Here is a 26,375-nt window from a genome sequence, read left to right on the forward strand (position 1 = left end):
GACCTTGTCGACGCAGGCCCCCGGACCCTTTGGTCCGGGGGTTTCCCGCATGTCACGGTACGTATGCGTCAGCTGCTGAGAAGTAGTCGGAAATTGCAGGTTCCTTATCTATCCCTCACCGTGCTACAACTGGTCTACACCACTCAGTGGTCCAGACCACGCGATGCCTCGCGCGCCGCGTTTCTCGAGTCGTCGCCCACCAAAAACCCCCTGTCCCCGGCGGCGCCTTGCTTACTGGAGGAAGTTGATGAGTACGGCCACCGCTACGGCGGCCCCCGCGAAGAAGCGGGGCTCCGGCCTGTTCCAGGGCCTGCAAAAGGTGGGGCGCAGCCTGCAGCTGCCGATCGCGGTGCTGCCGGCAGCAGGCATTCTGCTCCGTCTCGGCCAGCCCGACGTCTTCGGTGACGACGGGCTGGGCTGGCACAAGGTCGCCTCCGTGTTCGCCACCGCGGGCGACGCGGTCTTCGGCAACCTGCCGCTGCTCTTCTGCATCGGTGTCGCCATCGGTTTCGCCAAGAAGTCGGACGGCTCGACCGCCCTCGCGGCGCTGGTCGGCTTCCTGGTGTACAGCAATGTGCTCAAGGCCTTCCCGGTCACCGAAGCGGTGATCCAGAAGGGCGAGGACACGGCCGCCACGTACAACAACCCGGGCGTCCTCGGCGGCATCCTGATGGGTCTCGTCGCCGCGATCCTGTGGCAGAAGTTCCACCGCACCAAGCTGGTGGACTGGCTCGGCTTCTTCAACGGCCGCCGCCTCGTCCCGATCATCATGGCCTTCGTCGGCGTGGTCTTCGGCGTCTTCTTCGGCCTGGTCTGGGAGCCGATCGGTGACGGCATATCCAACTTCGGCGAGTGGATGACCGGTCTCGGCTCCTTCGGCGCCGGCCTCTTCGGTCTGATCAACCGCGCGCTGATCCCCGTCGGCATGCACCAGTTCGTCAACACCGTCTCCTGGTTCCAGCTGGGCGACTTCACGAACGCCGCCGGCGAGGTCGTGCACGGTGACCTGAACCGCTTCTTCGCCCACGACCCGACCGCCGGTCAGTTCATGTCGGGCTTCTTCCCGATCATGATGTTCGGCCTCCCGGCCGCCGCGCTCGCCATCGCGCACACCGCTCGCCCCGAGCGCCGCAAGGCCGTCATGGGCATGATGGTCTCCCTGGCCCTGACCTCGTTCGTCACCGGTGTGACCGAGCCGATCGAGTTCTCGTTCATGTTCATCGCGCCGCTGCTGTACGCGATCCACGCGGTGCTCACCGCCATCTCGATGGCCGTCACCTGGGCCCTGGGTGTCCACGCCGGATTCACCTTCTCGGCCGGGTTCATCGACTACTTCCTGAACTGGAACCTGGCGACCAAGCCGTGGCTGATCATCCCGATCGGCCTGGTCTTCGCGGCGGTCTACTACGTGGTCTTCCGCTTCGCGATCACCAAGTTCAACCTCACCACCCCGGGCCGCGAGCCCGAGGAAGAGGTCGAGGACCTGACCAAGTAGTCCGGTCCCCGCAGACCGAAGCCCTCACCTTCCCGGCGGAAGGTGAGGGCTTCGTCGTACCCGCGCCCGTACGCGTACGGGCGCGCCGCTCAGAGTTCGTACACCGCGCCTGGTGCCGCGAGTTCCGTGGGGCCGGTGAAGACCGCGCGGGCGTCGGTGAGGTTCTGCCCGGCGTCCGTCCACGGCGGGATGTGCGTCAGCACCAGGCGCCCGGCGCGCGCCCGCTCCGCCAGCTCGCCCGCTTCCCGGCCGTTGAGGTGGAGGTCCGGGATGTCCTCCTTGCCGTGCACGAACGACGCCTCGCACAGGAGGAGGTCCGTGTCCTCGGCCAGCTCGTCCAGGGCCTCGCAGGTGCCGGTGTCCCCGGAGTACGTGAGCGAGGCACCGTCGTGCTCGATGCGGATGCCGAAGGTGTCGACGGGGTGGCGGAGCTTCTCCGTACGCACCGAGAAGGGGCCGATGTCGAACCAGCCGGGCTTCAGCGTCCGGAAGTCGAAGACCTCGCTCATCGCGTGCTCGGACGGGGTGTCCGCGTGCGCCGTGGTGAGCCGCCGCTCCGTGCCCTCGGGTCCGTAGACCGGGATACGGGCGGGGCGCTCGCCGCCGTGCGGGTAGTAGCGGACGACGAAGTACGCGCACATGTCGATGCAGTGGTCGGCGTGCAGGTGGCTGAGGAAGATGGCGTCGAGGTCGTAGAGACCTACATGGCGCTGCAGCTCGCCGAGGGCACCGTTGCCCATGTCGAGGAGCAGCCGGAAGCCGTCGGCCTCTACGAGGTAGCTCGAGCATGCCGAACCCGCGGAGGGGAACGAGCCGGAGCAGCCGACGACGGTGAGCTTCATGGAGCGTGAACCTCCGAGACGTGGGAACGGGGAGGGTTCGTGCGGTTCTCGCGGTGCGGTTCGTTGAGCGTAAGGCGCGAAAGTGCGGGTCGCTCCTCCGAGGCGGGTCGTTGTGGGGGAACTCACCTGTGCTGTCACCGGTTCGGGTGGCGAAAGCGGGGCGGCGCCCCTGGGATACGACGACGCCGGGGCCGAACCTCAACGGTCCGGCCCCGGCGTGGGGTGCGCCGCGCGGGCGGCTAGGCCCAGAGTTGGCCCTGGAGGGTTTCGATGGCGGCTTCCGTCGTGGGTGCGGTGTAGACGCCGGTCGACAGGTACTTCCAGCCACCGTCGGCGACGACGAAGACGATGTCGGCCGGTTCGCCGGCCTTGACCGCCTTGCGGCCGACGCCGATCGCGGCGTGCAGCGCCGCGCCCGTGGAGACGCCCGCGAAGATACCCTCCTGCTGGAGGAGTTCGCGGGTGCGGGTGACGGCGTCGGCGGAGCCGACCGAGAAGCGGGTCGTGAGGACCGAGGGGTCGTACAGCTCGGGCACGAAACCCTCGTCGAGGTTGCGCAGCCCGTACACGAGATCGTCGTAGCGCGGCTCGGCGGCCACGATGCTGATGCCCTCGACGTGCTCGCGGAGGTAGCGGCCGACGCCCATCAGGGTGCCCGTGGTGCCGAGGCCGGCGACGAAGTGGGTGATGGACGGGAGGTCGGCGAGGATCTCCGGGCCGGTGGTCGCGTAGTGGGCGCCCGCGTTGTCCGGGTTGCCGTACTGGTAGAGCATGACCCAGTCCGGGTGCTCGGCCGACAGCTCCTTGGCGACGCGGACCGCGGTGTTGGAGCCGCCCGCGGCTGGCGAGGAGATGATCTCGGCGCCCCACATGGCGAGGAGGTCGCGCCGTTCCTGCGAGGTGTTCTCGGGCATCACGCACACGATGCGGTAGCCCTTGAGCTTGGCCGCCATGGCAAGCGAGATGCCGGTGTTGCCGCTGGTGGGTTCGAGGATCGTGCAGCCGGGGGTGAGCCGGCCGTCCTTCTCGGCCTGCTCGACCATGTGGAGCGCGGGGCGGTCCTTGATCGAGCCGGTGGGGTTGCGGTCCTCCAGCTTGGCCCAGATGCGGACGTCCGCGGAGGGCGACAGCCGCGGCAGGCGCACCAGAGGGGTGTTGCCCACCGCGGCGAGGGGGCTGTCGAAGCGCATCAGTTCATGCCGCCGGCGACGGCCGGGAGGATGGTGATGCTGTCGCCGTCGCTGAGCGCGGTGGAGATGCCGTCCAGGAAGCGGACGTCCTCGTCGTTCAGGTAGACGTTGACGAAGCGGCGGAGCTGGTCGCCGTCCACGATCCGCTCCCGGATGCCGGTGTGGCGGCTCTCCAGGTCCGTCAGGAGGTCGGCGAGGGTGTCCCCCTTGCCCTCGACGGCCTTGGCGCCGTCGGTGTAGGTGCGGAGGATGGTCGGGATGCGGACCTCGATGGCCATGGCGTGGGCTCCTGTCGAAGCTGTGTGGTGGCGGTGGGCGTATGGCGTGCGGCTCTGCCCCCGCGCGGGGGTCGGTGCGTGGTGCGGGTGGCGCCAGGCCGTACGGCGGCGCCCTGACGTGGTCCGGCTCAGGCCCGGCGGCCGGCGGACCGTTGGGTCGTACAGATCGCGCTGGCGAGGCGGCACAGGTCGACGTGCAGGCGCGCCACGAGCAGCGAGCCCGGCGTCTTGTCACTCACGTCATGGGGAACCATGCGGTCATCGTATCGATTCCCGGTCGGGGATTCGGAGTGTGATCTCACCTTGTGGATACTGAGCGTTCGAGGGGCGGACAGCGCTGGTCACAGGGGGTGTCCGCCCCTCGCGGGAGGGCTCAGGTCGCCGGGTACGCCTCGACGACCCGGACCTCCTCCTCGGTGATCTCGCCGTCCACGATCCGGTACGAGCGGAACTGGAAGGGGCCCGCGTCGTCGGTGTCCGCGGTGGAGACCAGCACGTAGTGGGCGCCGGGCTCGTTGGCGTACGTGACGTCGGTGCGCGAGGGGTACGCCTCGGTCGCCGTGTGCGAGTGGTAGACGATCACGGGCTCCTCGTCCCGGTCGTCCATCTCGCGGTAGAGCTTGAGCAGGTCGGCGGAGTCGAACTCGTAGAACGTGGGCGAGCGCGCGGCGTTGAGCATCGGGATGAAGCGCTCGGGGCGGCCGCTGCCCTCGGGGCCGGCGACGACGCCGCACGCCTCGTCGGGGTGATCGGCGCGGGCGTGCGCCACGATCCGGTCGTACAGCGTCTGGGTGATGGTCAGCATGGCGCCCAGGATAGGCCGACCGGCCCCGGTGTACCGAGGGGTGGTACGCGGGGGCCCGTATCGTGGGACGTCGCTGGTGGGGGCCGTACGCCTTAGCGCCTCGTACGCCCGGCGAAGGCCCGGCCCCGCGGGTCGCGGGAGCGCAGGACCAGGTAGGAGACGCCCAGGATCAGGGCCCACAGCGGGGCGCAGTACAGCGAGATCCTGGTGTCCTCGTCGATGCCCATCATGACGACGACCACGGCGATGAAGGCGAGCGCGAAGACGCTGGTGTACGGGGCGCCGGGGGCCCGGAACGTGGACTGCGGGAGCAGTCCGCGCGCGGCCAGGCGGCGGTAGCGGAGCTGGCTGACCAGGATCATGATCCAGGCCCACATGCCGGAGATCGTGGCGAAGGAGACGACGTAGGTGAAGGCTTCGCCGGGCCACTGGTAGTTGATCCAGACGCCGACGAGCATGAGGGCGGCGGAGAACGTGGTGCCGACGAGCGGGGTGCCGCCGCGGGTGAGCCGGGTGAAGAGTTCCGGGCCCTGGCCGTTGAGCGCGAGGTCGCGCAGCATGCGGCCGGTGGAGTACATGCCGGAGTTGCAGGAGGAGAGCGCGGCGGTCAGGACGACGAAGTTGACGATGCCGGCGCCGAGGCCGAGGCCCATCTTCCGGAACGCCTCGACGAAGGGTGAGACGCCCGGCGAGAACGCGGTCCACGGCACCACCGAGAGGATCATGACCAGGGCGCCGACGTAGAAGACGGCGATGCGCCAGGGGACGGTGTTGATGGCCCTGGGCAGCACGGTCGCGGGGTCCTTGGACTCGCCGGCGGTGACGCCGACGAGTTCGACGGCGAGGAAGGCGAACATCACGATCTGGAGCGTCATCAGGGTGCCCTTGATCCCGTGCGGGAAGAAGCCGCCGTCGGACCAGAGGTGGGTGACGCTCGCGGTGTCCCCGGCGTCGGAGAAGCCGAGGGTGAGGATGCCGGCGCAGATGAGGATCATGCCGACGATGGCGGTGACCTTGACCATCGAGAACCAGAACTCCAGCTCGCCGAAGAGCTTCACGGAGATGAGGTTCACGCCGTAGAGGACGACCGTGAAGCCGAGGGCGGAGACCCAGGGCGGGATGGCGAACCAGTAGGTCATGTACTGGGCGGCGGCGGTGACTTCGGTGATGCCGGTGACGACCCAGAACAGCCAGTACGTCCAGCCGGTGACGAAGCCCGCGAAGGGGCCGACGAATTCGCGGGCGTACTCCGAGAAGGAGCCGGACACCGGGCGGTACATGAGGAGTTCGCCCAGGGTCCGCATGATGAAGAAGATGACCAGTCCGGCCACGGCGTAGGCGAGGACGATGCTGGGGCCGGCCTTGGCGATGGCCTTGCCGGCGCCGAGGAAGAGCCCGGTGCCGATGGCGCCGCCGATCGCGATCATCTGGATCTGGCGGGCGCCGAGCGCTCTGCGGTAGCCCTCGGCGGAGGTGGTGGTGTCCGCGGCCGCGGGGTGCGGGCCGTCCTGCCCCTTGTCGTCGATCTGCGCGGATGTCATTGGCTGCGCCCTTCTCCGGCCGGATCACCAGTAGACGCGGGCCGGGCGGGCGGGGCGCAGCCGAGGGCGGCCGTTCAGGTGACGCGGGGGTCCTCGGTGGGCGTCACGGCATCATCGTCTCGACGAGGGTCTCCTGGAGGGCGCCGAGCCAGAGGTAGGCCATGACCATGGGCTTGCGGGGGTCGCTGTCGGGGAGCCGGTAGAGGGAGCCCTCCTCGCCGTCGTCCTCGTCGGTGACCTCCAGGCGGGTGCCGATGGTGAGCCGGAGGTCGTTGAGCGAGCCGAGCCAGTTGCGGCACTCCTCGGCGTTGAGCGTGAGTACGGCCGCTTCGTCGCCGGCGGGCGTCAGGGCGTCCAGGGTGCGTACGACGGCGAGGGCGTCCTCGCGCTTGCGGGTGCGCAGGTCGTTCTCGGTGAAGCGGCGGAACTCGGCGGAGGCGGCGCGCAGTTCGTCGTCCCCGTCGCCGTACGCCTCGGGGAAGAGGCGGGCCAGGGCCGGGTCGGCGGGCGGTTCGCTGGGGCCCTCGGCGAAGAGGGCGGCGAGCGGGTCCTCGCCCTCGGCGGGCTCGTCGCCGGGGCCGATGAGTTCCAGGAGCTGGACGGCGAGGGAGCGCAGGATCGCGATCTCCACCTCGTCGAGCGCGACGGCCGCGCCGCCGGGGGTGGCCTCGAAGTGGCCGGCCATGGGTTCTCTCCGATGATGGTCGGGCGGGCGGTGCGGAAGGGACCGTGCGGGGTGGGCGCCGCGCGTGCGGCGCTAGTTGCGGTCCTGGGTGAGCGTGGCCCACAGGCCGTAGCCGTGCATGGCCTGGACGTCGCGTTCCATCTCCTCGCGGGTGCCGCTGGAGACGACGGCGCGGCCCTTCTGGTGGACGTCCAGCATCAGCTTGCGCGCCTTGTCCTTGGAGTAGCCGAAGTACGCCTGGAACACATAGGTCACATAGCTCATGAGGTTGACCGGGTCGTTGTGGACCAGCGTCACCCAGGGGACGTCGGGCTCGGGGACGACGAGGTGTTCCTCGGCCGATTCGGGACGTTCGATCTCTGCGGGGGCGACGCTCACCTGTCCCATGCTGCCACTCACAGTGGCCCATCGCACAAACGGCCCCACGCCGCGCCACCCCCGGCACCCCCATCTCGTCACTTTGACGAAATAGGGGTAGCATCCCCGGCATGAACTCTCCGGACCTCGCGCGGCGGGTCGGTGTGCCGTCGACCGCGCTCTTCACCGACCAGTACGAGCTCACGATGGTGCAGGCCGCGCTGAAGGGCGGCACGGCCGGGCGGCGCTCCGTCTTCGAGGCGTTCACCCGCCGGCTGCCCGAGGGCAGGCGCTACGGCGTCGTCGCCGGCACCGGACGGGTCCTGGACGCGGTGGAGAACTTCCACTTCGACGACGAGATGCTCGGCTTCCTGCGCGACCGGGCCGTCGTGGACGGGCCGACCCTGGACTATCTGGCGGACTACCGGTTCAGCGGCGACATCTGGGGCTACCCGGAGGGCGAGGTGTACTTCCCGGGCTCGCCGATCCTGCGCGTGGAGGGCTCCTTCGCCGAGTGCGTGCTGCTGGAGACGGTGATCCTGTCGATCCTCAACCACGACTCGGCGATCGCCGCCGCGGCCTCCCGGATGTCGGCGGCGGCGGGCGGGCGCGGGCTGATCGAGATGGGCGCGCGCCGCACCCACGAGCTGTCGGCGGTCGCCTCGGCGCGCGCCGCGTACATCGGCGGCTTCGACACCACGTCCGACCTTGCCGCCGGCTTCCGCTACAACATCCCGACGGTCGGTACGAGCGCCCACGCCTTCACCCTGCTGCACGACTCGGAGCGGGACGCCTTCACGGCCCAGGTGGACTCGCTGGGGCGCGGGACGACGCTGCTGGTCGACACGTACGACGTGACGGAGGCCGTCCGCGCGGCGGTCGAGATCGCCGGGCCCGAGCTGGGCGCGGTGCGAATCGACTCCGGCGACCTGCTGCTCGTCGCCCACCGGGTGCGCCAGCAGCTCGACGAGCTGGGCGCCACCGGGACGAAGATCGTGGTCACCTCGGACCTGGACGAGTACGCCATCGCCTCGCTGGCCGCCGCCCCGGTGGACGCGTACGGGGTGGGCACGCAGCTCGTCACCGGCAGCGGGCACCCCACCTGCTCGATGGTCTACAAGCTCGTCGCCCGCGCAGGGTCCGCCGACCCGGCCGACGAGCTGCGCCCGGTCGCGAAGAAGTCGATGGGCGCGAAGTCGTCCAAGGGCGGCCGCAAGTGGGCGGCGCGCCGGCTGGACGAGCACGGGGTCGCGGAGGCCGAGGTCGTCGGCACCGGGCCGGTCCCGGAGGAGCTGGCCGGCCGGCAGCTGCTGGTGGAGCTGGTCCGGGGCGGCGAGGTGGTCGCCCGCGAGCCGCTGGACGCGGCGCGGGAGCGGCACATCGCGGCGCGGGAGGGGCTGCCGCTGTCGGCGACGCAGCTGTCGCGCGGCGAGGCGGTCATCCCCACCGAGTACGTGTGACGCGGCCCGTCCGGCGTACCGACGCGCCCCGCCGGGACACCGGACGGGCTTGATTTCCCCCTCGCCCCGCTGGAATCTCTAGTGACGGAACCATCTCCCCGTACCGCTCCGCACCGCTCCCCCACCGCTCCCCACCCCGAAGGACCACCGCCATGCACCGCGCCTTGATCGTCGTGGACGTTCAGAACGACTTCTGTGAGGGCGGGAGCCTCGCCGTGGCGGGGGGTGCCGATGTCGCCGCCGCCATCACGGACCTGATCGGCGAGAGCCGGCCCGCCTACCGGTACGTGGTGGCCACGCGGGACCACCACATCGATCCGGGCGACCACTTCTCGGCCACGCCGGACTTCGAGCACTCCTGGCCGCCCCACTGCGTGGCCGGTACGGAGGGCGTGGGCTTCCACCCCAATTTCGCCCCGGCGGTCGCCTCCGGGGCGATCGACACGGTGTTCGACAAGGGGGCCCACGCGGCGGCGTACAGCGGCTTCGAGGGGCTCGACGAGAACGGCACCGGGCTCGCCCGGTGGCTGCGCGAGCGGGACGTCAGCGAGGTCGACGTGGTCGGCATCGCGACCGACCACTGCGTCCGGGCCACCGCGCTGGACGCCGCCCGCGAGGGCTTCACCACGCAGGTGCTGCTCGGCCTGACGGCGGGGGTCGCCCCGGCGACGACGGAGCGGGCGCTGACGGAGCTGCGCGAGGCGGGCGTGGCGCTGACGGGCGAGCCGGTCGTCTGAGCGGCCGTACGGGCGCCCCGGCCCTCCGGGGCCGGGCTCAGCCCCACGCGGCCGGGACGGCCGGTACAGCCGGTGCGGCGGCGGGTTCCAGCAGGGTGCGGATGGGGTGCCACAGCTCCTCGGCCCGTTCCGGGCGGGCGCGCCAGAGCAAGCCGTCCGGGTGGTGCAGCACGGCGGTGATCTCGTCCGGGGTCGGCGGCTCGGCGTTGCCGCGCAGATACACGGCGCGCAGGCCCAGGTTGCGCAGCCGGGTCAGGGCGCGGGGCCGGTTGGCGGCGTGCACCAGGACCCGGACCGGAGTGCCGGGTCCGGGGCCCCCCGCCGGGCGCGGCAGGGTGATCGCGACGACCACACTGCCGTTCGGCAACTTGCTGAATCCTCCGCCTGCCATACGTACGCGCTCCCCCGTGAGACGTCGTGTCAATAAGAAAGTGAACAGGGGCACCTAAACACGATCGGCCGCCGCCCGCTAGTGGGCGACGGCCGATCATGCTGTGACCTGCGGTGATGCGGTACTACTTCTTCGAGGGGCCCACCTTGACGACCATCGTCTCGCCGCTGAGCGGCTCGCTGACGATGGTGATCCGGGTGTTGGTGTCAGGAACCTTGACGCTGCCGGTCGGGTTCTCCTTGTACCAGTACGTGCCCGTGCGGTCGTCGAAGGCCGGGACGCCGAGCTGCGGCTTGATCTTCACGGCCTGGTCGGCCGAGTGCAGCGTGAAGCCGTCCGTCGGGTACCAGCTGAACGGGGCGTCGAAGGGCTGGATCTTGTTGCGCATGATCGAGCCGTTCGACCACTTCAGCGGCTTCGCGTGTGCGTCCACCGGCAGGATCAGGCCCTGGCCGGGGTGCTGCGAGACGTTGTTGTCCTTCTGGGAGGTGTCCCACAGCCAGACCAGCAGGCCGTTCTGGTAGGGGAAGTGCTCGACCCAGTCCGGACGGGTCTTGGAGAAGCCGAAGTTGTACGGGCCGACCTGGAGGGTCTTGTCGTAGCTGACGTACTGGCGGTTCTCCGCGATGTAGTACTGCGGGTAGTTCTTGGTGAACGACGCGCCGACCCGCGAGAAGCCCTTGCTGGTCCAACCGTTGTCACCGGCCTCGGCGTTGTCCGAGAACAGCGCGGTGCCGTCCGCGGTCACCGAGATGGTGTCGGCGGTGAAGCCCTTGCCGCCCGCGCCGCCGTCGGTGGCGTAGCGGAAGCGGATGTCGATCTTCTGGCCCGCGTAGGCGTCCAGCGAGTACGACAGCTTCTTGTACGCGCCGGAGACGTCGGTCAGGGCCGGCTTGTCGCTGGCGTCGCGCGGGATGGCCTTGCCGTCGGCGGTGCCGTCGATCGCGGTCCAGCTGGTGCCGCCGTTGGTGGACACCTCGGTGTAGAGGTAGTCGTAGTCCTTCTCGATGTCCCACCAGCCCTGGAGGTCCAGGGACGCCTTGGTCTTGCCGGTGAGGTCGACCGGGCGGGACAGCGTGTTGCTGAGGTTGTCGCCCATGTCGCTCCACCACTGCGCGGCGCCCTCGGCGGGGGCCGTGACGTCGGTGGTGACGGGCTTCTCGGGCAGCGTGACGACGAGCGCCTGCTTGTCCTTGGTGTTGTACTCGGAGACGCCCAGCTTGTGGGTGGACTTCGTGGCGGCCTTGGCCTCGTCGAAGTTCAGCCAGCCCAGCTGGAGCTTGTCCCAGGCGGTCATGTCACCGGGCATGTCCCCGATGCTGTCCTTGCCGGTGCCGAGCCAGGAGCCCGCCGACATCAGCGACCAGAAGCCGACCGAGTTCTCGGCGGTGTTGGTCGTGTCGTAGAGGTCCGGGAGACCGAGGTCGTGGGCGTACTCGTGGGCGAAGACGCCCAGTCCGCCGTTCTCGGGCTGCGCGGTGTAGTCGCCGACCCAGATGCCGGTGTCGCCGATCTCGGTGCCGCCCGCCTTGTTGGCGGAGGGGCCGGTGGCGCCGACGTTGGTGCCGTACGCGTACCAGCGGTGCGCCCAGATGGCGTCGGCGCCCTGGGCACCGCCGCCGGCGGACTCGTCCTCACCCGCGTGCACGATCTGGAAGTGATCGATGTAGCCGTCGGGCTCGTTGAAGTTGCCGTCGTTGTCGAAGTCGTAGCGGTCCCACTTGTCGTACTCCGACAGGTCCGCCTTGATCTGGTCGAGCGTGCGGCCCTTCGCCTTCTGGTCCGCGACCCAGGCGTTGACGCCGTCCCGGACCATGTCCCAGGAGTTGGCGCAGTTGCTCTGGCCGCAGTAGTTCGAGCCGTACCGGGCCTCGTTGTACGGGACCTTGACCCAGTCGGAGACCTCGCCCTCGACCGAGTAGCGGCCGGACGACGTCTTCTCGTAGTACGTCTTGAGCGAGTTGGTGCCCGCGCCCTCGCCGAAGTACAGCTGCTGGAAGTGCGCCTGGTCGTAGTCGGCCTGCCAGGCGGTGCTGTTGTCCTTCTTCGGGTCCGGCTGGGCTATCTGGTTGTGCAGCGGGCCCGGCGTGCCGCCGTAGGCCGGGACGGGCGGCTTGGGGCCGTCGCCGTCCGGGTCGTACATGGTCGTGTTGTCGACCTTGTCGCCGAACTCCACCAGGACGGTGAAGATCTTGTCGGTCTTCTCGCGGCCCAGCTCGACGTACTTCTTGTCGTCGAGCTTGACGACCTTGGAGCCTCCGCGCGACGAAACCTTCTTGTCGCCGGATATGACCTGTTCCAGGGCAGCCTGGCGCTGAGCGGCCTGCTGCTTGCTGAACGGGCCCTCCAGGTTGTGTTCGCCGCCCCTGGCCGACGCCGGGTCCCGGCGGTCGATCTTGGCGGTGCCTGACGCCTGGTCATCAGCCTGAGCGGTGGCGAAGGCGGATGCGGTTGCGGCGGTCGCGGCCATGGCCACGACAATCGCTCCGGTCCGAAGCGCCCGTCTCTTAATGATCACGTGATGCAGTCCTCCCCGGCGTCCGCGTCGGCGGCCCGGAGGTGTAGGAGAGGCCGCGCGCGCGGAAACGCGTCACAAGTGACGACATTCGACCGGAGTTACGGGAGAAAAGACAGACCTTGACTTGGACAGAGCAAGTGCACTATGCAGGAGCACCATTCCGGTATCCGGACGAAATGTCGCTCCCTGTCCGTGACCTACCGGTGCGTCAGAAGCGTGCCCGGGCGCCCGGGATGACTCCGTGCGCCCCCTGTGCACCGGCACTGTGGGTTAGGTTACGCTTACCAGCCGTTCCTCACGGGCATCCACCGACATAGAGTCGCTCGACAGCGCGACCGTGTCGAGAGAACGCCCATCCGACGTCCCGAGGACGGAATCAGCCATGCCGCGTCCCACTGCCGCACAGCTCGTCTACGGTTCGGTCACCGTCGTCTTCGCGGACCTGGCCATGTTGCTGCTGTTCCAGGTCGGTTCGGGCGTCGGCATCGCCGTGGCCGGGACGGCCGCGCTCGCGCTCGGAATCGCCGTGTCCGTCACCGTACCCACCGGGCACCGCCGCCACACCGCGCGATCGGCGGAGTCGGCGGGCGCCGTCCCGGTGCCGGCGCCACGCCGCTCCGCGGCCGCCGCGGAGGGCCGGGCGCCCGTCTCCGCCCAGAGCCACCGCTGAGCCCGGGCCGAGACCGGGCGAAATCTCAGTTGACGGTCACCACCACGGTCTTGGCCGCCTTGTCCTGGAGGCCCTGCCGGTAGGGCTTGTCGGTGAACATCAGCACGATGTTGATGAGCCACCACAGGCACGGGCAGCACAGCAGCGCGGGCAGCCACAGCACCACGGCCCGCATGAACGCCGCCCCGGTGTCCGGCACCCGGCCGTCGTTGAGCATCGCGACCCGCATCTTCAGCAGCCGCTTGCCGAGGGTGCGGCCGTCCTTGTGCGTGAAGTACGTGTCGTACGCGACGTAGACCACCAGGCCGATCAGCGACCAGAGCAGCTGATGCCCGCTGTAGGTCTGGGCGAACAGATCGCTGACGTCGTCGTCGTTGCCGTTGCCGTTGGTGTTGCCGACCGCGCCGCCCCAGGGCAGTGAGATCAGGTAGAGCGGGATGGAGATGATCAGGAAGTCGATCAGCCGGGCCAGGATGCGCTTGCCCGGTTCGGCGAGCGGCGGCATCCCCGCCAGCGGGTCCGCGCCGTACGGCCCGCCGCCGCCCCCGTAGGGCCCCGGATCGTACGGGGGCGGCGGCGGGGGCGCGCCGTCGTAGGGCGAGCCGGACGACGGCGGCGGCTGGTCACCGGGCGGCCGCTTCCGGAACGGATCGTCCTCGGGCGGCTGACCGGGCGGCGGCTGATCGTTGCTCATGGGGGCAGTGCATCCCGGCGACCGGGCCCCCGCAACGGCTCAGGGCCTGTCGGGTGACCGCCGATCGGTAGCGGACGCGGTCTGGCGCGTGCGATTCCAAGGCGCCGGGATGTCCTCGTAGCGGAGCTACGAGGACATCCCGGCAACGCGGGAAGCGTGCGTGCCAGGGCGTGACCGCCCGATCGGAGGTCACCCGACAGGCCCTCATGTGCGTTCGGGGGAAGGGGGTGCGGCCACGAAGGTGCCGGCCGCCTTGTCGTGCCAGCACTGCCGCCACGGCCGGTCGACCAGGCACCAGAGCACGCCGGCCGCCCCGACCACCAGCAGGCCGGGCACCGCGTACACCAGCCAGCGGCGGAGCGCGGCGCCGAAGCCGGGCGGTTCGTGGGACTCGATGTCCCGGACGTCGAGCCCGCACAGCTTCTTGCCGAGCGTACGGCCCCACTTCGCGGTGGGCAGCGCCTCCAGGAGGACGCCGAGGACCAGGAGGACGCCGAGGACCGCCCCGCCCAGCGCGGCCGTGGTGGAGTCCAGCAGCCATACGGTGACCGTCTCGCCGGACAGCTTCGCCGCGTCGATCTTGGCGTCGATGTGGTCCAGGGCCCGGCCGGCCAGGGGAACGGCCGCCGCGGCGGTGAGCGCGCCCAGCACCGCCGTGTCGATGAGCCGGGCGGTGAACCGCCTGCCGAGCGGGGCGGGCCGCCCCGCGCTCCGGGCCGCGACGAGCCGCTGGAACGGGTCCTCGACGGGCGGCTTCCACGGGGCGGGCCGCGCCTGCGGCGCGGGGACGGGCGCGGGGACGGGCGCGGCGGGCTGCGGGGCGGGGGCCGGGCGCGGCTGCGGTGCCGGGGCGGGGGCGGGCGGCTGCGGGGCGGGGACGGGGCGCGCCTGCGGGACCGGGGCTCGGCTCACCGGGCTCGGGCTCACCGAAGGCTGGCTCACCGGGCCCTGACGGTCCCACGGGGTGCTCGGGGTGCGCGGGTCCGTGTCGCGCGCGCGGGGCGGGGCGCTGCTTGCGGCGGCCGGGCGGGCGGTGTCGCCGCCGGGGCGGTTCACCCGGAGGGCGACGGTGTTCTCGGGCACGGGCGCGGTGTCCTGCGGTTCCGGCTCGGGGGCGGGCTCCGGTGCCTCCGGCGCCGTGCTCGTGCCCCGCTCGCCCCACGACACGCGGTGGTCGCCGAAGCCGGTCTGGCGGGAGGCGTCGGCCTGCCAGGCGGTCGCGGGTTCGGGGCGGGCCCCGTCGGGCGGCGCGTCCGCCGGCGCCTCGTCCAGGAAAACCGGACCGGTCTCCTCGACCGCGTCCTGCTTCGGGGCCGGACGGCTGGTGCCGGGCACCCAGGCGGCGCCGTTCCAGTAGCGGACGTAACCGGGGATGGACGGGTCGGGGTAGTACCCCTCGCGGGGGCTTTCGTCACCGGGTGCCGGGGTTGGGGCGCTCATCACCGTGGTCCCGTATCTCTTCGCGGCCTCAATACAGGGGTCCACATCTACCAGACGGGCGCGGATCGCCGGGCCGGTCCGGGCGTTTGACCCCCATTTCGGTCACGCGAAGTTTTTTCCCGAAGTCGCGTAATGAACCGCGTGGAAGGCGCTCTCACCTGTGCGGGCCGGTCGAGGGACCGGCTCCGGACAACGGAAGGACGCCCTCATGAACACCGTCGTGGAACGCGAGCTGGAGCTCAAGCTGGTCCTGTCGCCCGAGCGCAGCATCCCGGTGCCGGCCCGGCTGACGTACCGCACCGAGGACCCGTACGCGGTGCACATCACCTTCCACATCACCTCGGAATCGCCCGTGTACTGGACGTTCGCCCGCGATCTGCTGGTGGAGGGCGTGTTCCGGCCGTGCGGGCAGGGCGATGTGCGGATCTGGCCCACCAAGGTGGACGGGAACAGCGTCATCTGTGTGGCGCTGACGTCCCCGGAGGGCAATGCGCTGCTGGAGGTCCCGGCGGCGGCCGTGGCGGTCTGGGTGGAGCGGACGCTGCGCGTCGTCCCGCCGGGCACCGAGAGCGAGCGGCTCGGCATCGACGAGGGCCTGGCCGAGTTGCTCGCGCCGCTGCCGGCCGACGACCTGTGGATGAGCGACCCGTGGCCGTCGGACGAGTCGCAGGCGCAGGAGGGGGAGAACTGAGCGGCGTGGGCCGGGGACGGTCAGAAGACCTTGCCGGGGTTGAGCAGCCCGAGCGGGTCGAAGGCCCGCTTCACGCCCCGGTGCAGTTCCACGCCGGTCTCGCCGAGTTCGCGGGCCAGCCACTCCTTCTTGAGGACGCCGACGCCGTGCTCGCCGGTGATCGTGCCGCCGAGGGCGAGGCCGAGGGCCATGATCTCGTCGAAGGACTCGCGCGCCCGCCGGGACTCGTCGGCGTCCGCCGGGTCGAAGCAGACGACGGGGTGGGTGTTGCCGTCGCCCGCGTGGGCGCAGACGCCGATGGTGAGGGCGTACTTCGCGGCGATCTCCGCCGTGCCCTCCAGCATGGCGGCGAGCCGGGAACGCGGTACGCACACGTCGTCGATCATCGTCGCCGGCTTGAGGGTCTCCAGCGCGGTCAGCGCCATCCGCCGGGCCCTCAGCAGCATCTCGGACTCGGCCGCGTCCTCGGCCGGCACGACCTCGGTGGCCCCGGCCGCCGTGCACAGGGCGGCGACGGCGGCGAGGTCGGCGGTCGGGTCCGGGGTGTCGAAGGCGGCGAGGAGCAGGGCCTCGGTGGTCTCGGGGAGGCCCATGCGGGCCATGCGGTTGACGGCCCGGACGGTCGTACGGTCCATCAGTTCGAGGAGTGAGGGGGTGTGGCCGCTCTCCATGATCCGGCAGACGGCGTCGCAGGCGGCGGAGGCGCTGGGGAACTCGGCGGCGAGGACGAGCTGCCGGGGCGGCCGGGGCTTCAGCGCGAGGACGGCCTTCACGATGATGCCGAGGCTGCCCTCGGAGCCGACGAGGAGACGGGTGAGGTCGTAGCCCGCGACGCCCTTGGCGGTGCGCCGGCCGGTGCTGAGCAGGCGTCCGTCCGCGAGGACGACGTCGAGGCCGAGGACGTACTCGGCGGTTACCCCGTACTTGACGCAGCACAGGCCGCCGGACGCGGTGCCGATGTTGCCGCCGATGGTGCACATCTCCCAGCTGGAGGGGTCCGGCGGGTAGTACAGGCCGTGTTCCTCCACCGCGCGGGAGAGCACGGCGTTGATCACTCCGGGTTCGACGACGGCGATCCGGTCGACGGGGCTGATCTCCAGGATGCGGTCCATCTTGACCAGGGAGAGCACGATGCAGCCGTCGGTGGCGTTGGCGGCGCCCGACAGGCCCGTGCGGGCGCCCTGGGGGACGACCGGGACGCGCAGCGCGGTGGCGGTGCGCATGACGTGCTGGACCTGCTCGACGGTGCACGGGAGCACCACGACGGCGGGGGTGCCGGCCGCGCAGAAGCTCGCCATGTCGTGGGCGTAGGAGGCGGTGACGTCCGGATCGGTGATCACTGCCCCGGCCGGGAGGCCCGCCCGCAGGAGTTCGGGGAGATCGTCCATGATCCAAGCGTGGCACCCGGACCCATTGGTGTGAACCCGTCTGCGGTGGCGATCCCAAGACACGGTGTGATCTTCATACTGACGCACAGTGAGCGGCATGGAACTCACGCCTCAGCAGCCCCCGAGGGCCTCCGGGCCCGAGGACTCCTCCGACACCGGCCTGCCCGACCCGAGCCTGCCCGGCCCCGGTCTGCCGGACCCCGGCCCCTATCCGCCGGATGCCGCCTCGCCGGCCGAGCCGCCGCCCCCCACGATGCGCACGACGCTGCGCCGGGCGGCCTTCGGCATGGTCGCGGGGGCGGTCCTGGTGACGGGCGCGGTGGTCGCGGTGCCCGACGACGACAAGGACGCGGCGCCGCTGCCCGGTCCGGTCTCGCGCGCGATGTCCGCGACGGCCGCCGGTTCCCCGGCCTCGCTCTCCGATCTGACGGCGCTCATCGGGGACCGGCAGAAGTGGGTGGGCACCCACCCCTCGGACGCGCCCGCGTGGGCGGTGCTGGGGTCGGCGTACGTGGAGTGGGGGCGGCGCGCCGCCGACCCGGCGTACTACACGCGGGCCGAGCAGGCGCTCAAGCGCTCGCTGAACGTGCGGCCGGGCGAGCGGGGCAACACGGCGGCCTGGGTCGGCCTCGCCTCGCTCGCCAACGCCCGGCACGACTTCGTGACGGCCAAGAAGTGGGGCGAGACGGTCCGCAAGCGGCAGCCCAAGGAGTGGACGGTCTACCCGGAGCTGATCGACGCCTACAACGGCCTGGGCGACCGCAAGTCGGCGATCACCGCGGTGGAGAAGTTCACCGAGCTGCGGGCCGGGGTGCCGGCGCTGGGCCGGGCGGCCGAGATGTACCGGGACCGGGGCTGGCGCGAGGACGCGCTGGCCACCGCGCAGGACGCGGCGAACCGGGCGAGGACACCGGCCGAGAAGGCCGCCTGCCTGTCCCGGCTGGGCGAGCTTGCCTGGGAGCGCGGTGAGCCGAAGGAGGCCGTGGCCCAGTACGGGGCGGCGCTGCGCGTCCTGAAGGGCCATCACCCCGCGCTCGCAGGGCGGGCCCGCGCGCTGGCGGCCCTCGGGCGCACCGACGAGGCCGTACGGGACTACCAGGCGGCGCTCGCCAAGTCGCCGCGCCCGCAGTACCTGCTGGAGCTGGGCGAGCTGTACGAGTCGATGGGGCTGGACGGCGACTCGGTGGACCAGTTCAAGAAGCTGCGCGCGGCGCTGGACCGGGGCCGGGCCCGCGGGGTGGACGAGTCGCTGCCGCTGGGCCGCTTCGAGGCCGCGCACGGCGACGCGGACGCGGCGGTGGAGCTGCTGCGGGGCGCCTGGCAGCGGGGGCACCGCAGCCCGGCGATGGCCGACGCGCTGGGCTGGGCGCTGCACCGGGCGGGCGACCCGGACGCGGCCCTGGAGTACGCGCGGCGGGCGGTGGAGCAGGGCGGGCAGAACGCCTCGTACGCGTACCACCTGGGCATGACGGAGCGCGCGGTGGGCGACTACGGGTCGGCGCGCCGCCATCTGGAGGACGCGCTGCGCACCAATCCGGAGTTCTCGCCGCTGGACGCCTCGTCGGCGCGGGACGCGCTGGACGCGCTGGGTGAGCCGCCGGCGGGCGGTCCGGCGGACATGCGGCCGCCGGCGCCCCCGGCACCGCAGGCCCCGGCCCCTCAGTCCCCGGCACCGCAGGCTCCGGCGCCCGTTCCCGCGCCGCAGCAGCCCGCGCCGGGTGGCGGTGCGGCCGTGCCCGCGCCTCCGGCGGCGGCGGGTCCGCAGGCGGCCCCGGCGCCCTCGGCGGGCGGCGCGCAGGCCCCCGTACCGGCGCCGGCCGTCACGGTGGCGGCCGGCTGACGCGGGCGGGAGGCCGCGGCGTACACGCGGACAGGGGCGGGCCGGAATCCGGCCCGCCCCTGCGTCATGCCCGGCGTGTCACAGGTTGCCGCGCTTCTCCTGCTCGCGCTCGATCGCCTCGAACAGGGCCTTGAAGTTGCCCTTGCCGAAGCCCATGGAGCCGTGGCGCTCGATCATCTCGAAGAAGACGGTCGGGCGGTCCTGGACCGGCTTGGTGAAGATCTGCAGCAGGTAGCCGTCCTCGTCGCGGTCCACGAGGATCTTCAGCTCGCGCAGGGTCTCCACGGGCACACGGGTCTCGCCCGCCCACTCGCCGAGGGTGTCGTAGTACGAGTCCGGGGTGTCGAGGAACTGCACACCGGCGGCGCGCATCGCCTTCACCGAGGCGACGATGTCGTTCGTGGCGAGCGCCATGTGCTGGACACCGGCGGCGCCGTAGAACTCCAGGTACTCGTCGATCTGCGACTTCTTCTTGGCGATGGCCGGCTCGTTGATCGGGAACTTGACCTTGAGCGTGCCGTCGGCGACGACCTTGGACATGAGCGCGGAGTACTCGGTGGCGATGTCGTCGCCCACGAACTCCTTCATGTTCGTGAAGCCCATGACCTTGTTGTAGAACTCGACCCACTCGTTCATCCGGCCGAGCTCGACGTTGCCGACGCAGTGGTCGATGGCCTGGAAGTAGCGCTTGGCCGGCGGCTCGACGATCGGCGCCGCCTCGACGTAACCGGGCAGGTAGGGGCCGGTGTAGCCGGTGCGCTCGACGAGGGTGTGGCGGGTCTTGCCGTACGTGGCGATGGCGGCGCGCACGACGGTGCCGTGCTCGTCCTTCGTCTCGTAGGGCTCCTCGATGCCGGTGGCGCCGTGCTCGACGGCGTACGCGTAGGCGGCGCGGGCGTCCGGCACCTCGATGGCGAGGTCGATGACCCCGTCGCCGTGCGCCGCGACGTGGTCCTCCAGGAAGTGGCCCCAGTCGGTGGACGCCTTCACCACGGAGGTGAGGACGAAGCGGGCGGAGCCGCTGGTGAGGACGTAGCTGGCGGTCTCGCGGCTGCCGGTCTCCGGGCCCGCGTAGGCGACCAGCTTCATGCCGAAGGCCGTCGAGTAGAAGTGCGCGGCCTGCTTGGCGTTGCCCACGGCGAAGACGACGGCGTCCATCCCCTTGACGGGGAAGGGGTCGGCCTGCCGGGACGTCTCGGGAACGCTGTGCGTCGTCTCTGTCATGCCCCGAGGTTCCCGCCGCTTCGCAAGGTGCGCAACAGTTCGCGTTCTCACTGGTCAACCTGTACAGCGGTTCGCCATGATGGGCGGACGATCTGTACATGATGACCATCACACCGACGGAGGCCGGACATGGCGATCGACCGACTGGACGGGCGGCTCATCGTGCTGCTGGCACGTGAACCCAGGATCGGGGTCCTGGAGGCGTCGCGCAGGCTGGGCGTCGCGCGCGGGACGGTGCAGGCGCGGCTCGACCGGCTTCAGTCGAATGGCGTCATCCGCGGATTCGGCCCGGACGTCGATCCGGCGGCCCTGGGCTATCCGGTCACCGCGTTCGCCACGCTGGAGATCAAACAGGGTCAAGGAGCCGATGTACGGGCGCACTTGAGCGGCGTACCGGAGGTGCTGGAGCTGCACACCACCACCGGGCACGGGGACATGCTGTGCCGGCTGGTGGCCCGGTCCAACGCGGATCTCCAGCGGGTGATCGACCGGGTTGTCGGATTTGATGGGATCGTCCGGGCCTCCACGGCCATCGTCATGGAGAACGCCGTGCCCCTGCGCGTCATCCCGCTCGTCGAACAGGCGGCGCAGGACACCGACTGAGCCGAGGAGTGACGGTGAGCTTCTGGGAGTATCTGGCCAACCGCCACCAGCAGTTGCTCACCGACGCCTTCCAGCACGTCAGCGCGGTCTTCCAGTGCATGGTCATCGCCACCCTGCTCGGGGTCCTGATCGGGGTCGTCAGCTACCGCAGCGGCTGGGGCTCCTCGCTGGCGATCACCTCGACGGCGACCGTGCTGACCATTCCGTCGCTGGCCGCGATCGGTCTGCTCATCCCGCTGGTCGGCCTCGGCGTCGCGCCCACGGTGATCGCCCTGACGCTGTACGGGCTGCTGCCCGTCGTCCGCAACGCCATCGTGGGGCTGCGCGGCGTCGATCCGGCGCTGGTGGACGCGGCGAAGGGCATCGGGATGTCCCGTACGGCGCGGCTGCTGCGGGTGGAGCTGCCGCTGGCCTGGCCGCCGATCCTCACCGGCATCCGGGTCTCCACCCAGATGCTGATGGGCATCGCCGCCATCGCCGCGTACGCCTCCGGGCCCGGCCTGGGCAACGAGATCTTCCGCGGCATCGCCTCGCTGGGCAGCGCCAACGCGATCAACCAGGTGCTCGCGGGCACGCTCGGCATCGTCGTCCTCGCCCTGCTCTTCGACGCCGCCTACGTCCTGCTGGGGCGGCTCACCATTCCGAGGGGTATCCGTGTCTGAGACCGCAGCACCCTTTGGCCCGCGCCCCGCGCCCGGCGCCTCATCCGGCGCCGCGTCCGGCGCGGCCATCGAGCTGGAGAACCTCTCCAAGCGCTACCCGGGCAACCCCGGCCCGGCCGTGGACAACGTGTCGATGGAGATCAGGGCCGGCGAGACGGTGATCTTCGTGGGCCCGTCCGGCTGCGGGAAGTCCACCACCCTGAAGATGATCAACCGGCTGATCGAGCCCAGCTCCGGCCGGATCAGGATCGACGACGAGGACGTCACCGACATCGACCCGGTGAAGCTCCGCCGCAAGATCGGTTACGCGATCCAGTCCTCCGGGCTCTTCCCGCACATGACGGTCGCCGAGAACATCGCGCTCGTCCCGAGGATGGTGGGCTGGTCCAAGGCGCGGGTGAAGGACCGGGTCGAGGAGATGCTCGACCTGGTCGGGCTCGACCCGCGCGAGTTCCACGGCCGCTATCCGCGCGCCCTGTCCGGCGGCCAGCAGCAGCGCGTCGGCGTGGCGAGGGCACTGGCCGCCGACCCGCCGGTGCTGCTGATGGACGAGCCGTTCGGCGCGGTCGACCCGATCACCCGCGACCACCTCCAGGACGAGCTGATCCGGCTCCAGCACGAACTCCACAAGACGATCGTCTTCGTCACCCACGACTTCGACGAGGCGATCAAGCTGGGCGACCGGATCGCCGTGCTGCGCGAGCGCTCGCACATCGCGCAGTTCGACACCCCGGAGGCCATCCTCACCAACCCGACCGACGACTTCGTCTCCGGCTTCGTCGGCGCGGGCGCGGCGCTGAAACGGCTCAATCTGACCCGGGTGCGCGAGGTGGAGATCGCCGACTTCCCGACCGTCACCGTGGACGACCCGCTCCAGTCGATCTTCAACAAGCTGCGCTCCGGCCCGCACAACGAGCTGCTGATGCTGGACCGCAGGAACCGCCCCTACAAATGGCTGCGGCGCGGCGACCTGATGCGGGCGCGCGGCTCCCTGGCGCGGGCCGGGCAGCTCGTCCACGACACGGTGACGCGGGACGCCACGCTGCACGACGCGCTGGAGGCGGTGCTCACCGACAGCGGCGGGCGGGTCGCGGTGACCGGCCGGCGCGGCGAGTTCACCGGAGTCGTGGACATGCACACCCTGATGAACTCGGTGCACGAACTCCTGGAGGCGGACCGGCTCACCGCCATCGAGCACCAGCACGTGCTGGAGGAGCTGCGCGAACACCGCACCGCCGAGGAGCTGGAGGGCGGTGCGGGCGCATGACCTCCGGCCCCTCCCCCACCCCCGGCCCCTCCCCCGCGCCCGGCCGCGAACGGCCGCCGGGCGAGCACGATGTGAAGGGCCACGCCTTCCGGGACGAGGAGGAGGAGCCCGCCCCGCCGCCCGCCGGGCCGCCGCGCCGGATCACCTGGCGGAAGCTGGTGGTGCTCCCGGCCGTGCTGGCCGTGGTGCTGGTCGTCACCTACATCTGGATCGAGAACGTGTCCCTGGACTCGATCGCGGAGAACTCGCTGGCCGGTGACACGGTCGAGGTGCGCTGGTGGCAGCATGTGCGGCTGACCGCGATCTCCACGTTCTGGGTGCTGGTCATCGCCATTCCGCTGGGCATCGCGCTGACCCGGCGGGGCCTGAGCCGGGCGGCCCCGGTGGTGACGGCGATCGCCAACATCGGGCAGGCCACCCCGGCGATCGGGCTGCTGGCCCTGCTGGTGATCTGGCTCGGCATCGGCCCGTCCACGGCGATCACCGGCATGGTGATCTACGCGGTGCTGCCGGTGCTCTCCAACACGGTCGCCGGTCTCAGGGCGATCGAGCCCAGCATGGTGGAGGCGGCACGCGGCATCGGCATGTCGGCCATGGGCACCCTGACCCGCGTCGAACTCCCGCTCGCCGTCCCGCTGATCCTGGCCGGGGTGCGCACGGCGCTCGTCCTGAACGTCGGCACGGCGACCCTGGCGACCTTCGGGGGCGGCGGCGGGCTCGGCGACCTGATCACCTCGGGCATCCAGACCCAGCGCATGCCGGTCCTGGTCCTCGGCTCGATCCTGACGGTGGTGCTGGCGCTCCTGGTGGACTGGCTGGCCTCGCTGGCCGAGGTGGCGCTCACCCCGCGCGGCCTGGAGGTGGGGCGATGAGGACGCGGCGGGCGGCGCGGCGGGTGCGTACGGCCCTGGCGGGCGGGGCGGCGCTGGCCCTGGTGCTGGCGGGGTGCGGGCTGAAGAGCGGGTCGCCGATGGTGGACGACGTGGTGCCCGGGTCGGTCGGGCAGGGGGAGCCGCTGGACGGTGCCTCGCTGACCGTGACCTCGAAGAACTTCAGCGAGAACATCATCCTGAGCCAGATGATCGGGCTGATCTTCAAGGCGGCCGGGGCGGAGGTCCTGGACCGGACGAACCTGCCGGGCTCGATCAGCGCCCGCGAGGCGATCGCCCAGGGCGAGGCGGACGCCATGTACGAGTACACGGGCACCGGCTGGATCACGTACCTCGGGCACGCGAAGCCCATCACCGACCCGCTGGAGCAGTGGAAGGCGGTGCGCGACGCGGACCTGCGCAACGGGGTGACCTGGCTGCGGCCGTCCACCCTCAACAACACGTACGCGCTCGCCGTCAGCCGCCGCAACAACGCCAAGTACCACCTCAAGACGCTGTCCGACGCGGCCGCGCTGGCGAAGAAGGACCCGTCGGCGGTGACGGTCTGCGTCGAGAACGAGTTCGCCTCGCGCGACGACGGGCTGCCCGGCATGGAGAAGGCGTACGGGATGTCCCTGCCGTCCGCCAACATCAAGAAGATGGACGCGGGGATCATCTACACCCAGGTCTCGAAGTCCGACTCCTGCCTGCTCGGCGAGGTCTTCACCACGGACGGCCGCATCAAGGCGATGGACCTGGAGGTCCTGGCGGACGACAAGCACTTCTTCCCCAACTACAACGCGGCGCCCGTGGTGCACACCCCCACGCTGGAGAAGTACCCGGAGATCGCCGGTCTCCTCGACCCCCTCAGCAAGCGGCTGACCACGGAGGTGGCCCAGGAGCTGAACGCCCGCGTGGACGTGGACGGCCGGGACCCGCACGAGGTGGCCAAGGACTGGCTGGTCGAGGAGGGCTTCATCAAGGAGGGCTGAACCCCCGCGACGGCGTGGGCCGAGCCGCCCCGAACCACGTGCAAAGATTCTTTGCAAAAACCCGTTGCAAAGGACTCTTTGCAAGTCTACGGTGGAGCCATGTCCTCCAGCGAAGTTCACGACGACCACAGCGCCACGGCGGCAGACCCCAGCCTCCTGCACATCGATGCCCGCGCCCTGCGCGGACTCGCCCACCCGCTGCGGCTCCGCCTGCTCAACGCCCTGCGCGAGCACGGCCCCGCCACCGCGTCCGGCGTCGCCGAGCGGCTCGGCGAGTCCAGCGGCGCCACCAGTTACCACCTGCGCCAGCTGGCTTCGTACGGCTTCGTCGAGGACGACCCCACCCGCGGCAAGGGCCGCGAACGCTGGTGGCGGGCCGCACACGCCGGTGCCGCCTTCGACTCCGACCTCATGCAGCACGCCGACCCCGAGGTGCGGGGCGCCATGGGCGTCGTCCTGCACGAGATCGCCACCCTGCACGCGCAGGAGCTCAGCACCTGGCTCGGCACGATGCACGAGTGGTCCCACGAGTGGTACGAGGGCTCCAGCCTCAGCGACTTCAAGCTCCGCCTGACGCCCGAGCTCTCCCTAGAGCTCACCCAGAAGGTCAATGACCTGATCAACAGCTACCGCGGCCGCGTCCCCGAGGGCACCGAGGGTTCCGCCGTGGTCCGCGCCCACGTGCACGTCTTCCCGCGCCGCACCGACTGAAAGGACCGACCGTCATGGACCCCGAAACCTACCTCGCCCCGTACCGCGTCCACTCCTCCGAGATGCGCCTGCACGTCCGCGACCTCCGTCTCGCCCGCCGCACGGCCCTGCGCCGGAAGCTGCGAAACCGGCTGGGCTGGGCCATCGTCGAGATGGGGCTGCGCGTGCTCCCGGCCGGTGCCGCGGGCCGCCCGGCCCGCGCTCCCCGTCCCGCGTAGCGCCGCCGGGTTCAGCAGCCCGGTACCTTACCCCCGCGGTCCAGGGCGCGCAGCGAGTCCACCGCACCCTTGAGCGTGGTGACCGGGATCAGCCGCAGGCCGTCGGGGAGTTCGGACTTCGCCTCCGAGCACTCCGCCTTCGGCACCAGGAAGACGGTCGCCCCGTCCCGGCGGGCCGCCTGCGTCTTGAGCGAGACCCCGCCGACCGCGCCGACGTCCCCGTCCGCGTCGATCGTGCCCGTGCCCGCGATGACGCGGCCGCCGGTGAGATCGCCGCCGGAGCCGTCGCCGTCCAGCTTGTCCACGATGCCCAGCGCGAAGAAGAGGCCGGCGCTGGGGCCGCCGATGTCGGCCAGATGCAGCGTGATGTCCACGGAGCCGGGCTTCCGGCCCAGGTAGTTCAGCGCGGCGTCCACGGCGGCGTCCTGCGACTTCGCCATGTCGTCCAGGTTGTGCCGCTCGATCTCCTTCTCGGAGCCGCCCGTCGGGTACACCGAGTCGCGGGGCATCACGGCCCGGTCCGTACGGAACCAGCTGTCCACGACGTCACCGAGGCCGACGTCCGCCTCCGGGCCCGTCGCCACGATCGTCGTCATCCGCAGCTCGCCCTCGGTGGAGCGGGTCGGGGTGCCCTTGATGCTGATCACGGGCGTGCCGTGGTCGTCCCCCAGCACATTCGCGGTCGTCCCCGGCTGCGCCAGCGTGAACGGCAGCGGCGCGAAGGCGGCCGTGCCGATGAGGGCGGCGACGGGCAGGGCGGCGAGGGCGAGGGTACGGGCGCGCGGTGTGAACACGCGCCCAATCTAA

At 71.1% G+C, this 26,375-nt stretch carries 28 protein-coding genes; 13 read left to right on the plus strand and 15 right to left on the minus strand.

Features of this window, described 5'->3' with window-relative positions:
- The first annotated feature begins 247 nt into the window (after nucleotides 1-247).
- Nucleotides 248-1,495, plus strand: coding sequence for a PTS transporter subunit EIIC (locus OG710_RS09665; RefSeq protein ID WP_330238953.1), 1,248 nt, complete (start codon nucleotides 248-250; stop codon nucleotides 1,493-1,495).
- A gap of 89 nt (nucleotides 1,496-1,584) precedes the next feature.
- Here the strand turns inward: OG710_RS09665 and OG710_RS09670 are convergent, their stop codons facing one another.
- The 8 genes from OG710_RS09670 to clpS form a co-directional block, all read right to left on the minus strand.
- Nucleotides 1,585-2,337 carry an MBL fold metallo-hydrolase gene (locus OG710_RS09670; protein WP_330238954.1) on the minus strand — a complete coding sequence of 251 codons (753 nt, stop codon included), beginning with the start codon at nucleotides 2,335-2,337 and terminating at the stop codon, nucleotides 1,585-1,587.
- A 239-nt stretch (nucleotides 2,338-2,576) separates the two neighbouring features.
- Entirely contained in the window at nucleotides 2,577-3,527 is a 951-nt protein-coding gene (locus OG710_RS09675) for a PLP-dependent cysteine synthase family protein (RefSeq protein ID WP_111331122.1), read from the minus strand.
- Nucleotides 3,527-3,805 (minus strand): MoaD/ThiS family protein, encoded by a 279-nt coding sequence (locus tag OG710_RS09680; RefSeq protein WP_111331120.1) that lies wholly within the window; start codon nucleotides 3,803-3,805, stop codon nucleotides 3,527-3,529. Before OG710_RS09680 ends, OG710_RS09675 begins: the two co-directional genes overlap by 1 nt.
- Nucleotides 3,806-3,933: 128 nt before the next feature.
- On the minus strand, nucleotides 3,934-4,059 hold the full coding sequence (locus tag OG710_RS09685; RefSeq protein ID WP_330238955.1) for a putative leader peptide: 126 nt from the start codon (nucleotides 4,057-4,059) through the stop codon (nucleotides 3,934-3,936).
- Between the two features lie 119 nt (nucleotides 4,060-4,178).
- Entirely contained in the window at nucleotides 4,179-4,610 is a 432-nt protein-coding gene (locus OG710_RS09690; RefSeq protein ID WP_330238956.1) for a M67 family metallopeptidase, read from the minus strand.
- Nucleotides 4,611-4,702: 92 nt separating this feature from the next.
- Nucleotides 4,703-6,151: an amino acid permease gene (locus OG710_RS09695; RefSeq protein WP_330238957.1), complete on the minus strand. Its 1,449-nt coding sequence runs from the start codon at nucleotides 6,149-6,151 to the stop codon at nucleotides 4,703-4,705.
- Nucleotides 6,152-6,254: 103 nt separating this feature from the next.
- The gene (locus tag OG710_RS09700; protein WP_330238958.1) at nucleotides 6,255-6,836 is read right to left on the minus strand and encodes a DUF2017 domain-containing protein; all 582 of its coding nucleotides are present in this window, start codon (nucleotides 6,834-6,836) and stop codon (nucleotides 6,255-6,257) included.
- Nucleotides 6,837-6,908: 72 nt separating this feature from the next.
- Nucleotides 6,909-7,223 carry an ATP-dependent Clp protease adapter ClpS gene (clpS, locus tag OG710_RS09705; protein ID WP_330238959.1) on the minus strand — a complete coding sequence of 105 codons (315 nt, stop codon included), beginning with the start codon at nucleotides 7,221-7,223 and terminating at the stop codon, nucleotides 6,909-6,911.
- Nucleotides 7,224-7,324: 101 nt separating this feature from the next.
- Between clpS and OG710_RS09710 the strand changes: the two genes are divergently transcribed.
- On the plus strand, nucleotides 7,325-8,653 hold the full coding sequence (locus OG710_RS09710) for a nicotinate phosphoribosyltransferase (RefSeq protein ID WP_330238960.1): 1,329 nt from the start codon (nucleotides 7,325-7,327) through the stop codon (nucleotides 8,651-8,653).
- A 152-nt stretch (nucleotides 8,654-8,805) separates the two neighbouring features.
- Entirely contained in the window at nucleotides 8,806-9,390 is a 585-nt protein-coding gene (locus OG710_RS09715; RefSeq protein WP_330238961.1) for an isochorismatase family protein, read from the plus strand.
- A 37-nt stretch (nucleotides 9,391-9,427) separates the two neighbouring features.
- On the opposite strand, the gene OG710_RS09720 is transcribed toward OG710_RS09715, so the two are convergent.
- Nucleotides 9,428-9,781 carry a hypothetical protein gene (locus OG710_RS09720; RefSeq protein ID WP_330238962.1) on the minus strand — a complete coding sequence of 118 codons (354 nt, stop codon included), beginning with the start codon at nucleotides 9,779-9,781 and terminating at the stop codon, nucleotides 9,428-9,430.
- Between the two features lie 124 nt (nucleotides 9,782-9,905).
- A complete protein-coding gene (locus OG710_RS09725; RefSeq protein ID WP_330238963.1) occupies nucleotides 9,906-12,299 on the minus strand; it encodes an immune inhibitor A domain-containing protein in 2,394 nt (797 codons plus the stop codon).
- 382 nt (nucleotides 12,300-12,681) lie between these two features.
- Between OG710_RS09725 and OG710_RS09730 the strand changes: the two genes are divergently transcribed.
- Nucleotides 12,682-12,969 carry a hypothetical protein gene (locus OG710_RS09730; RefSeq protein ID WP_330238964.1) on the plus strand — a complete coding sequence of 96 codons (288 nt, stop codon included), beginning with the start codon at nucleotides 12,682-12,684 and terminating at the stop codon, nucleotides 12,967-12,969.
- Nucleotides 12,970-12,994: 25 nt separating this feature from the next.
- On the opposite strand, the gene OG710_RS09735 is transcribed toward OG710_RS09730, so the two are convergent.
- Together OG710_RS09735 and OG710_RS09740 are read right to left on the minus strand one after the other, a co-directional pair.
- Nucleotides 12,995-13,663: an RDD family protein gene (locus OG710_RS09735; RefSeq protein ID WP_330238965.1), complete on the minus strand. Its 669-nt coding sequence runs from the start codon at nucleotides 13,661-13,663 to the stop codon at nucleotides 12,995-12,997.
- 204 nt (nucleotides 13,664-13,867) lie between these two features.
- Complete coding sequence (locus OG710_RS09740) at nucleotides 13,868-15,103, minus strand: RDD family protein (protein WP_330238966.1); 1,236 nt, start codon at nucleotides 15,101-15,103, stop codon at nucleotides 13,868-13,870.
- A 208-nt stretch (nucleotides 15,104-15,311) separates the two neighbouring features.
- On the opposite strand from OG710_RS09740, the gene OG710_RS09745 reads away from it, so the two are divergent.
- Nucleotides 15,312-15,794: an SsgA family sporulation/cell division regulator gene (locus tag OG710_RS09745; RefSeq protein ID WP_111331090.1), complete on the plus strand. Its 483-nt coding sequence runs from the start codon at nucleotides 15,312-15,314 to the stop codon at nucleotides 15,792-15,794.
- A gap of 20 nt (nucleotides 15,795-15,814) precedes the next feature.
- On the opposite strand, the gene OG710_RS09750 is transcribed toward OG710_RS09745, so the two are convergent.
- Entirely contained in the window at nucleotides 15,815-17,182 is a 1,368-nt protein-coding gene (locus tag OG710_RS09750) for an FAD-binding oxidoreductase (RefSeq protein WP_330238967.1), read from the minus strand.
- A gap of 97 nt (nucleotides 17,183-17,279) precedes the next feature.
- Between OG710_RS09750 and OG710_RS09755 the strand changes: the two genes are divergently transcribed.
- Nucleotides 17,280-19,022: a tetratricopeptide repeat protein gene (locus tag OG710_RS09755; RefSeq protein WP_330238968.1), complete on the plus strand. Its 1,743-nt coding sequence runs from the start codon at nucleotides 17,280-17,282 to the stop codon at nucleotides 19,020-19,022.
- A 78-nt stretch (nucleotides 19,023-19,100) separates the two neighbouring features.
- On the opposite strand, the gene hppD is transcribed toward OG710_RS09755, so the two are convergent.
- Nucleotides 19,101-20,246 carry a 4-hydroxyphenylpyruvate dioxygenase gene (gene hppD, locus OG710_RS09760; protein WP_330238969.1) on the minus strand — a complete coding sequence of 382 codons (1,146 nt, stop codon included), beginning with the start codon at nucleotides 20,244-20,246 and terminating at the stop codon, nucleotides 19,101-19,103.
- Nucleotides 20,247-20,375: 129 nt separating this feature from the next.
- Between hppD and OG710_RS09765 the strand changes: the two genes are divergently transcribed.
- The 7 genes from OG710_RS09765 to OG710_RS09795 all read left to right on the plus strand — a co-directional run bounded on the left by OG710_RS09765 (nucleotide 20,376) and on the right by OG710_RS09795 (nucleotide 25,568).
- Nucleotides 20,376-20,849, plus strand: a complete 474-nt coding sequence (locus tag OG710_RS09765; RefSeq protein ID WP_111331080.1) for an Lrp/AsnC family transcriptional regulator — start codon at nucleotides 20,376-20,378, stop codon at nucleotides 20,847-20,849.
- Nucleotides 20,850-20,863: 14 nt separating this feature from the next.
- Nucleotides 20,864-21,511 (plus strand): ABC transporter permease, encoded by a 648-nt coding sequence (locus OG710_RS09770; RefSeq protein ID WP_330238970.1) that lies wholly within the window; start codon nucleotides 20,864-20,866, stop codon nucleotides 21,509-21,511.
- Nucleotides 21,504-22,778: an ABC transporter ATP-binding protein gene (locus OG710_RS09775; RefSeq protein ID WP_443064233.1), complete on the plus strand. Its 1,275-nt coding sequence runs from the start codon at nucleotides 21,504-21,506 to the stop codon at nucleotides 22,776-22,778. Before OG710_RS09770 ends, OG710_RS09775 begins: the two co-directional genes overlap by 8 nt.
- The gene (locus OG710_RS09780) at nucleotides 22,775-23,650 is read left to right on the plus strand and encodes an ABC transporter permease (RefSeq protein ID WP_330238971.1); all 876 of its coding nucleotides are present in this window, start codon (nucleotides 22,775-22,777) and stop codon (nucleotides 23,648-23,650) included. The genes OG710_RS09775 and OG710_RS09780 overlap by 4 nt, the downstream gene beginning before the upstream one ends.
- Nucleotides 23,647-24,639: a glycine betaine ABC transporter substrate-binding protein gene (locus OG710_RS09785; protein ID WP_330238972.1), complete on the plus strand. Its 993-nt coding sequence runs from the start codon at nucleotides 23,647-23,649 to the stop codon at nucleotides 24,637-24,639. The genes OG710_RS09780 and OG710_RS09785 overlap by 4 nt, the downstream gene beginning before the upstream one ends.
- A gap of 99 nt (nucleotides 24,640-24,738) precedes the next feature.
- Nucleotides 24,739-25,350: a winged helix-turn-helix domain-containing protein gene (locus tag OG710_RS09790; protein ID WP_330238973.1), complete on the plus strand. Its 612-nt coding sequence runs from the start codon at nucleotides 24,739-24,741 to the stop codon at nucleotides 25,348-25,350.
- 14 nt (nucleotides 25,351-25,364) lie between these two features.
- Complete coding sequence (locus tag OG710_RS09795) at nucleotides 25,365-25,568, plus strand: hypothetical protein (RefSeq protein ID WP_330238974.1); 204 nt, start codon at nucleotides 25,365-25,367, stop codon at nucleotides 25,566-25,568.
- An 11-nt stretch (nucleotides 25,569-25,579) separates the two neighbouring features.
- Here the strand turns inward: OG710_RS09795 and OG710_RS09800 are convergent, their stop codons facing one another.
- Nucleotides 25,580-26,362, minus strand: coding sequence for a S16 family serine protease (locus tag OG710_RS09800; protein WP_330238975.1), 783 nt, complete (start codon nucleotides 26,360-26,362; stop codon nucleotides 25,580-25,582).
- Nucleotides 26,363-26,375 lie beyond the last annotated feature (13 nt).

This window comes from Streptomyces sp. NBC_00525 (genome assembly GCF_036346595.1).
In the GTDB taxonomy this organism is placed as follows: domain Bacteria; phylum Actinomycetota; class Actinomycetes; order Streptomycetales; family Streptomycetaceae; genus Streptomyces.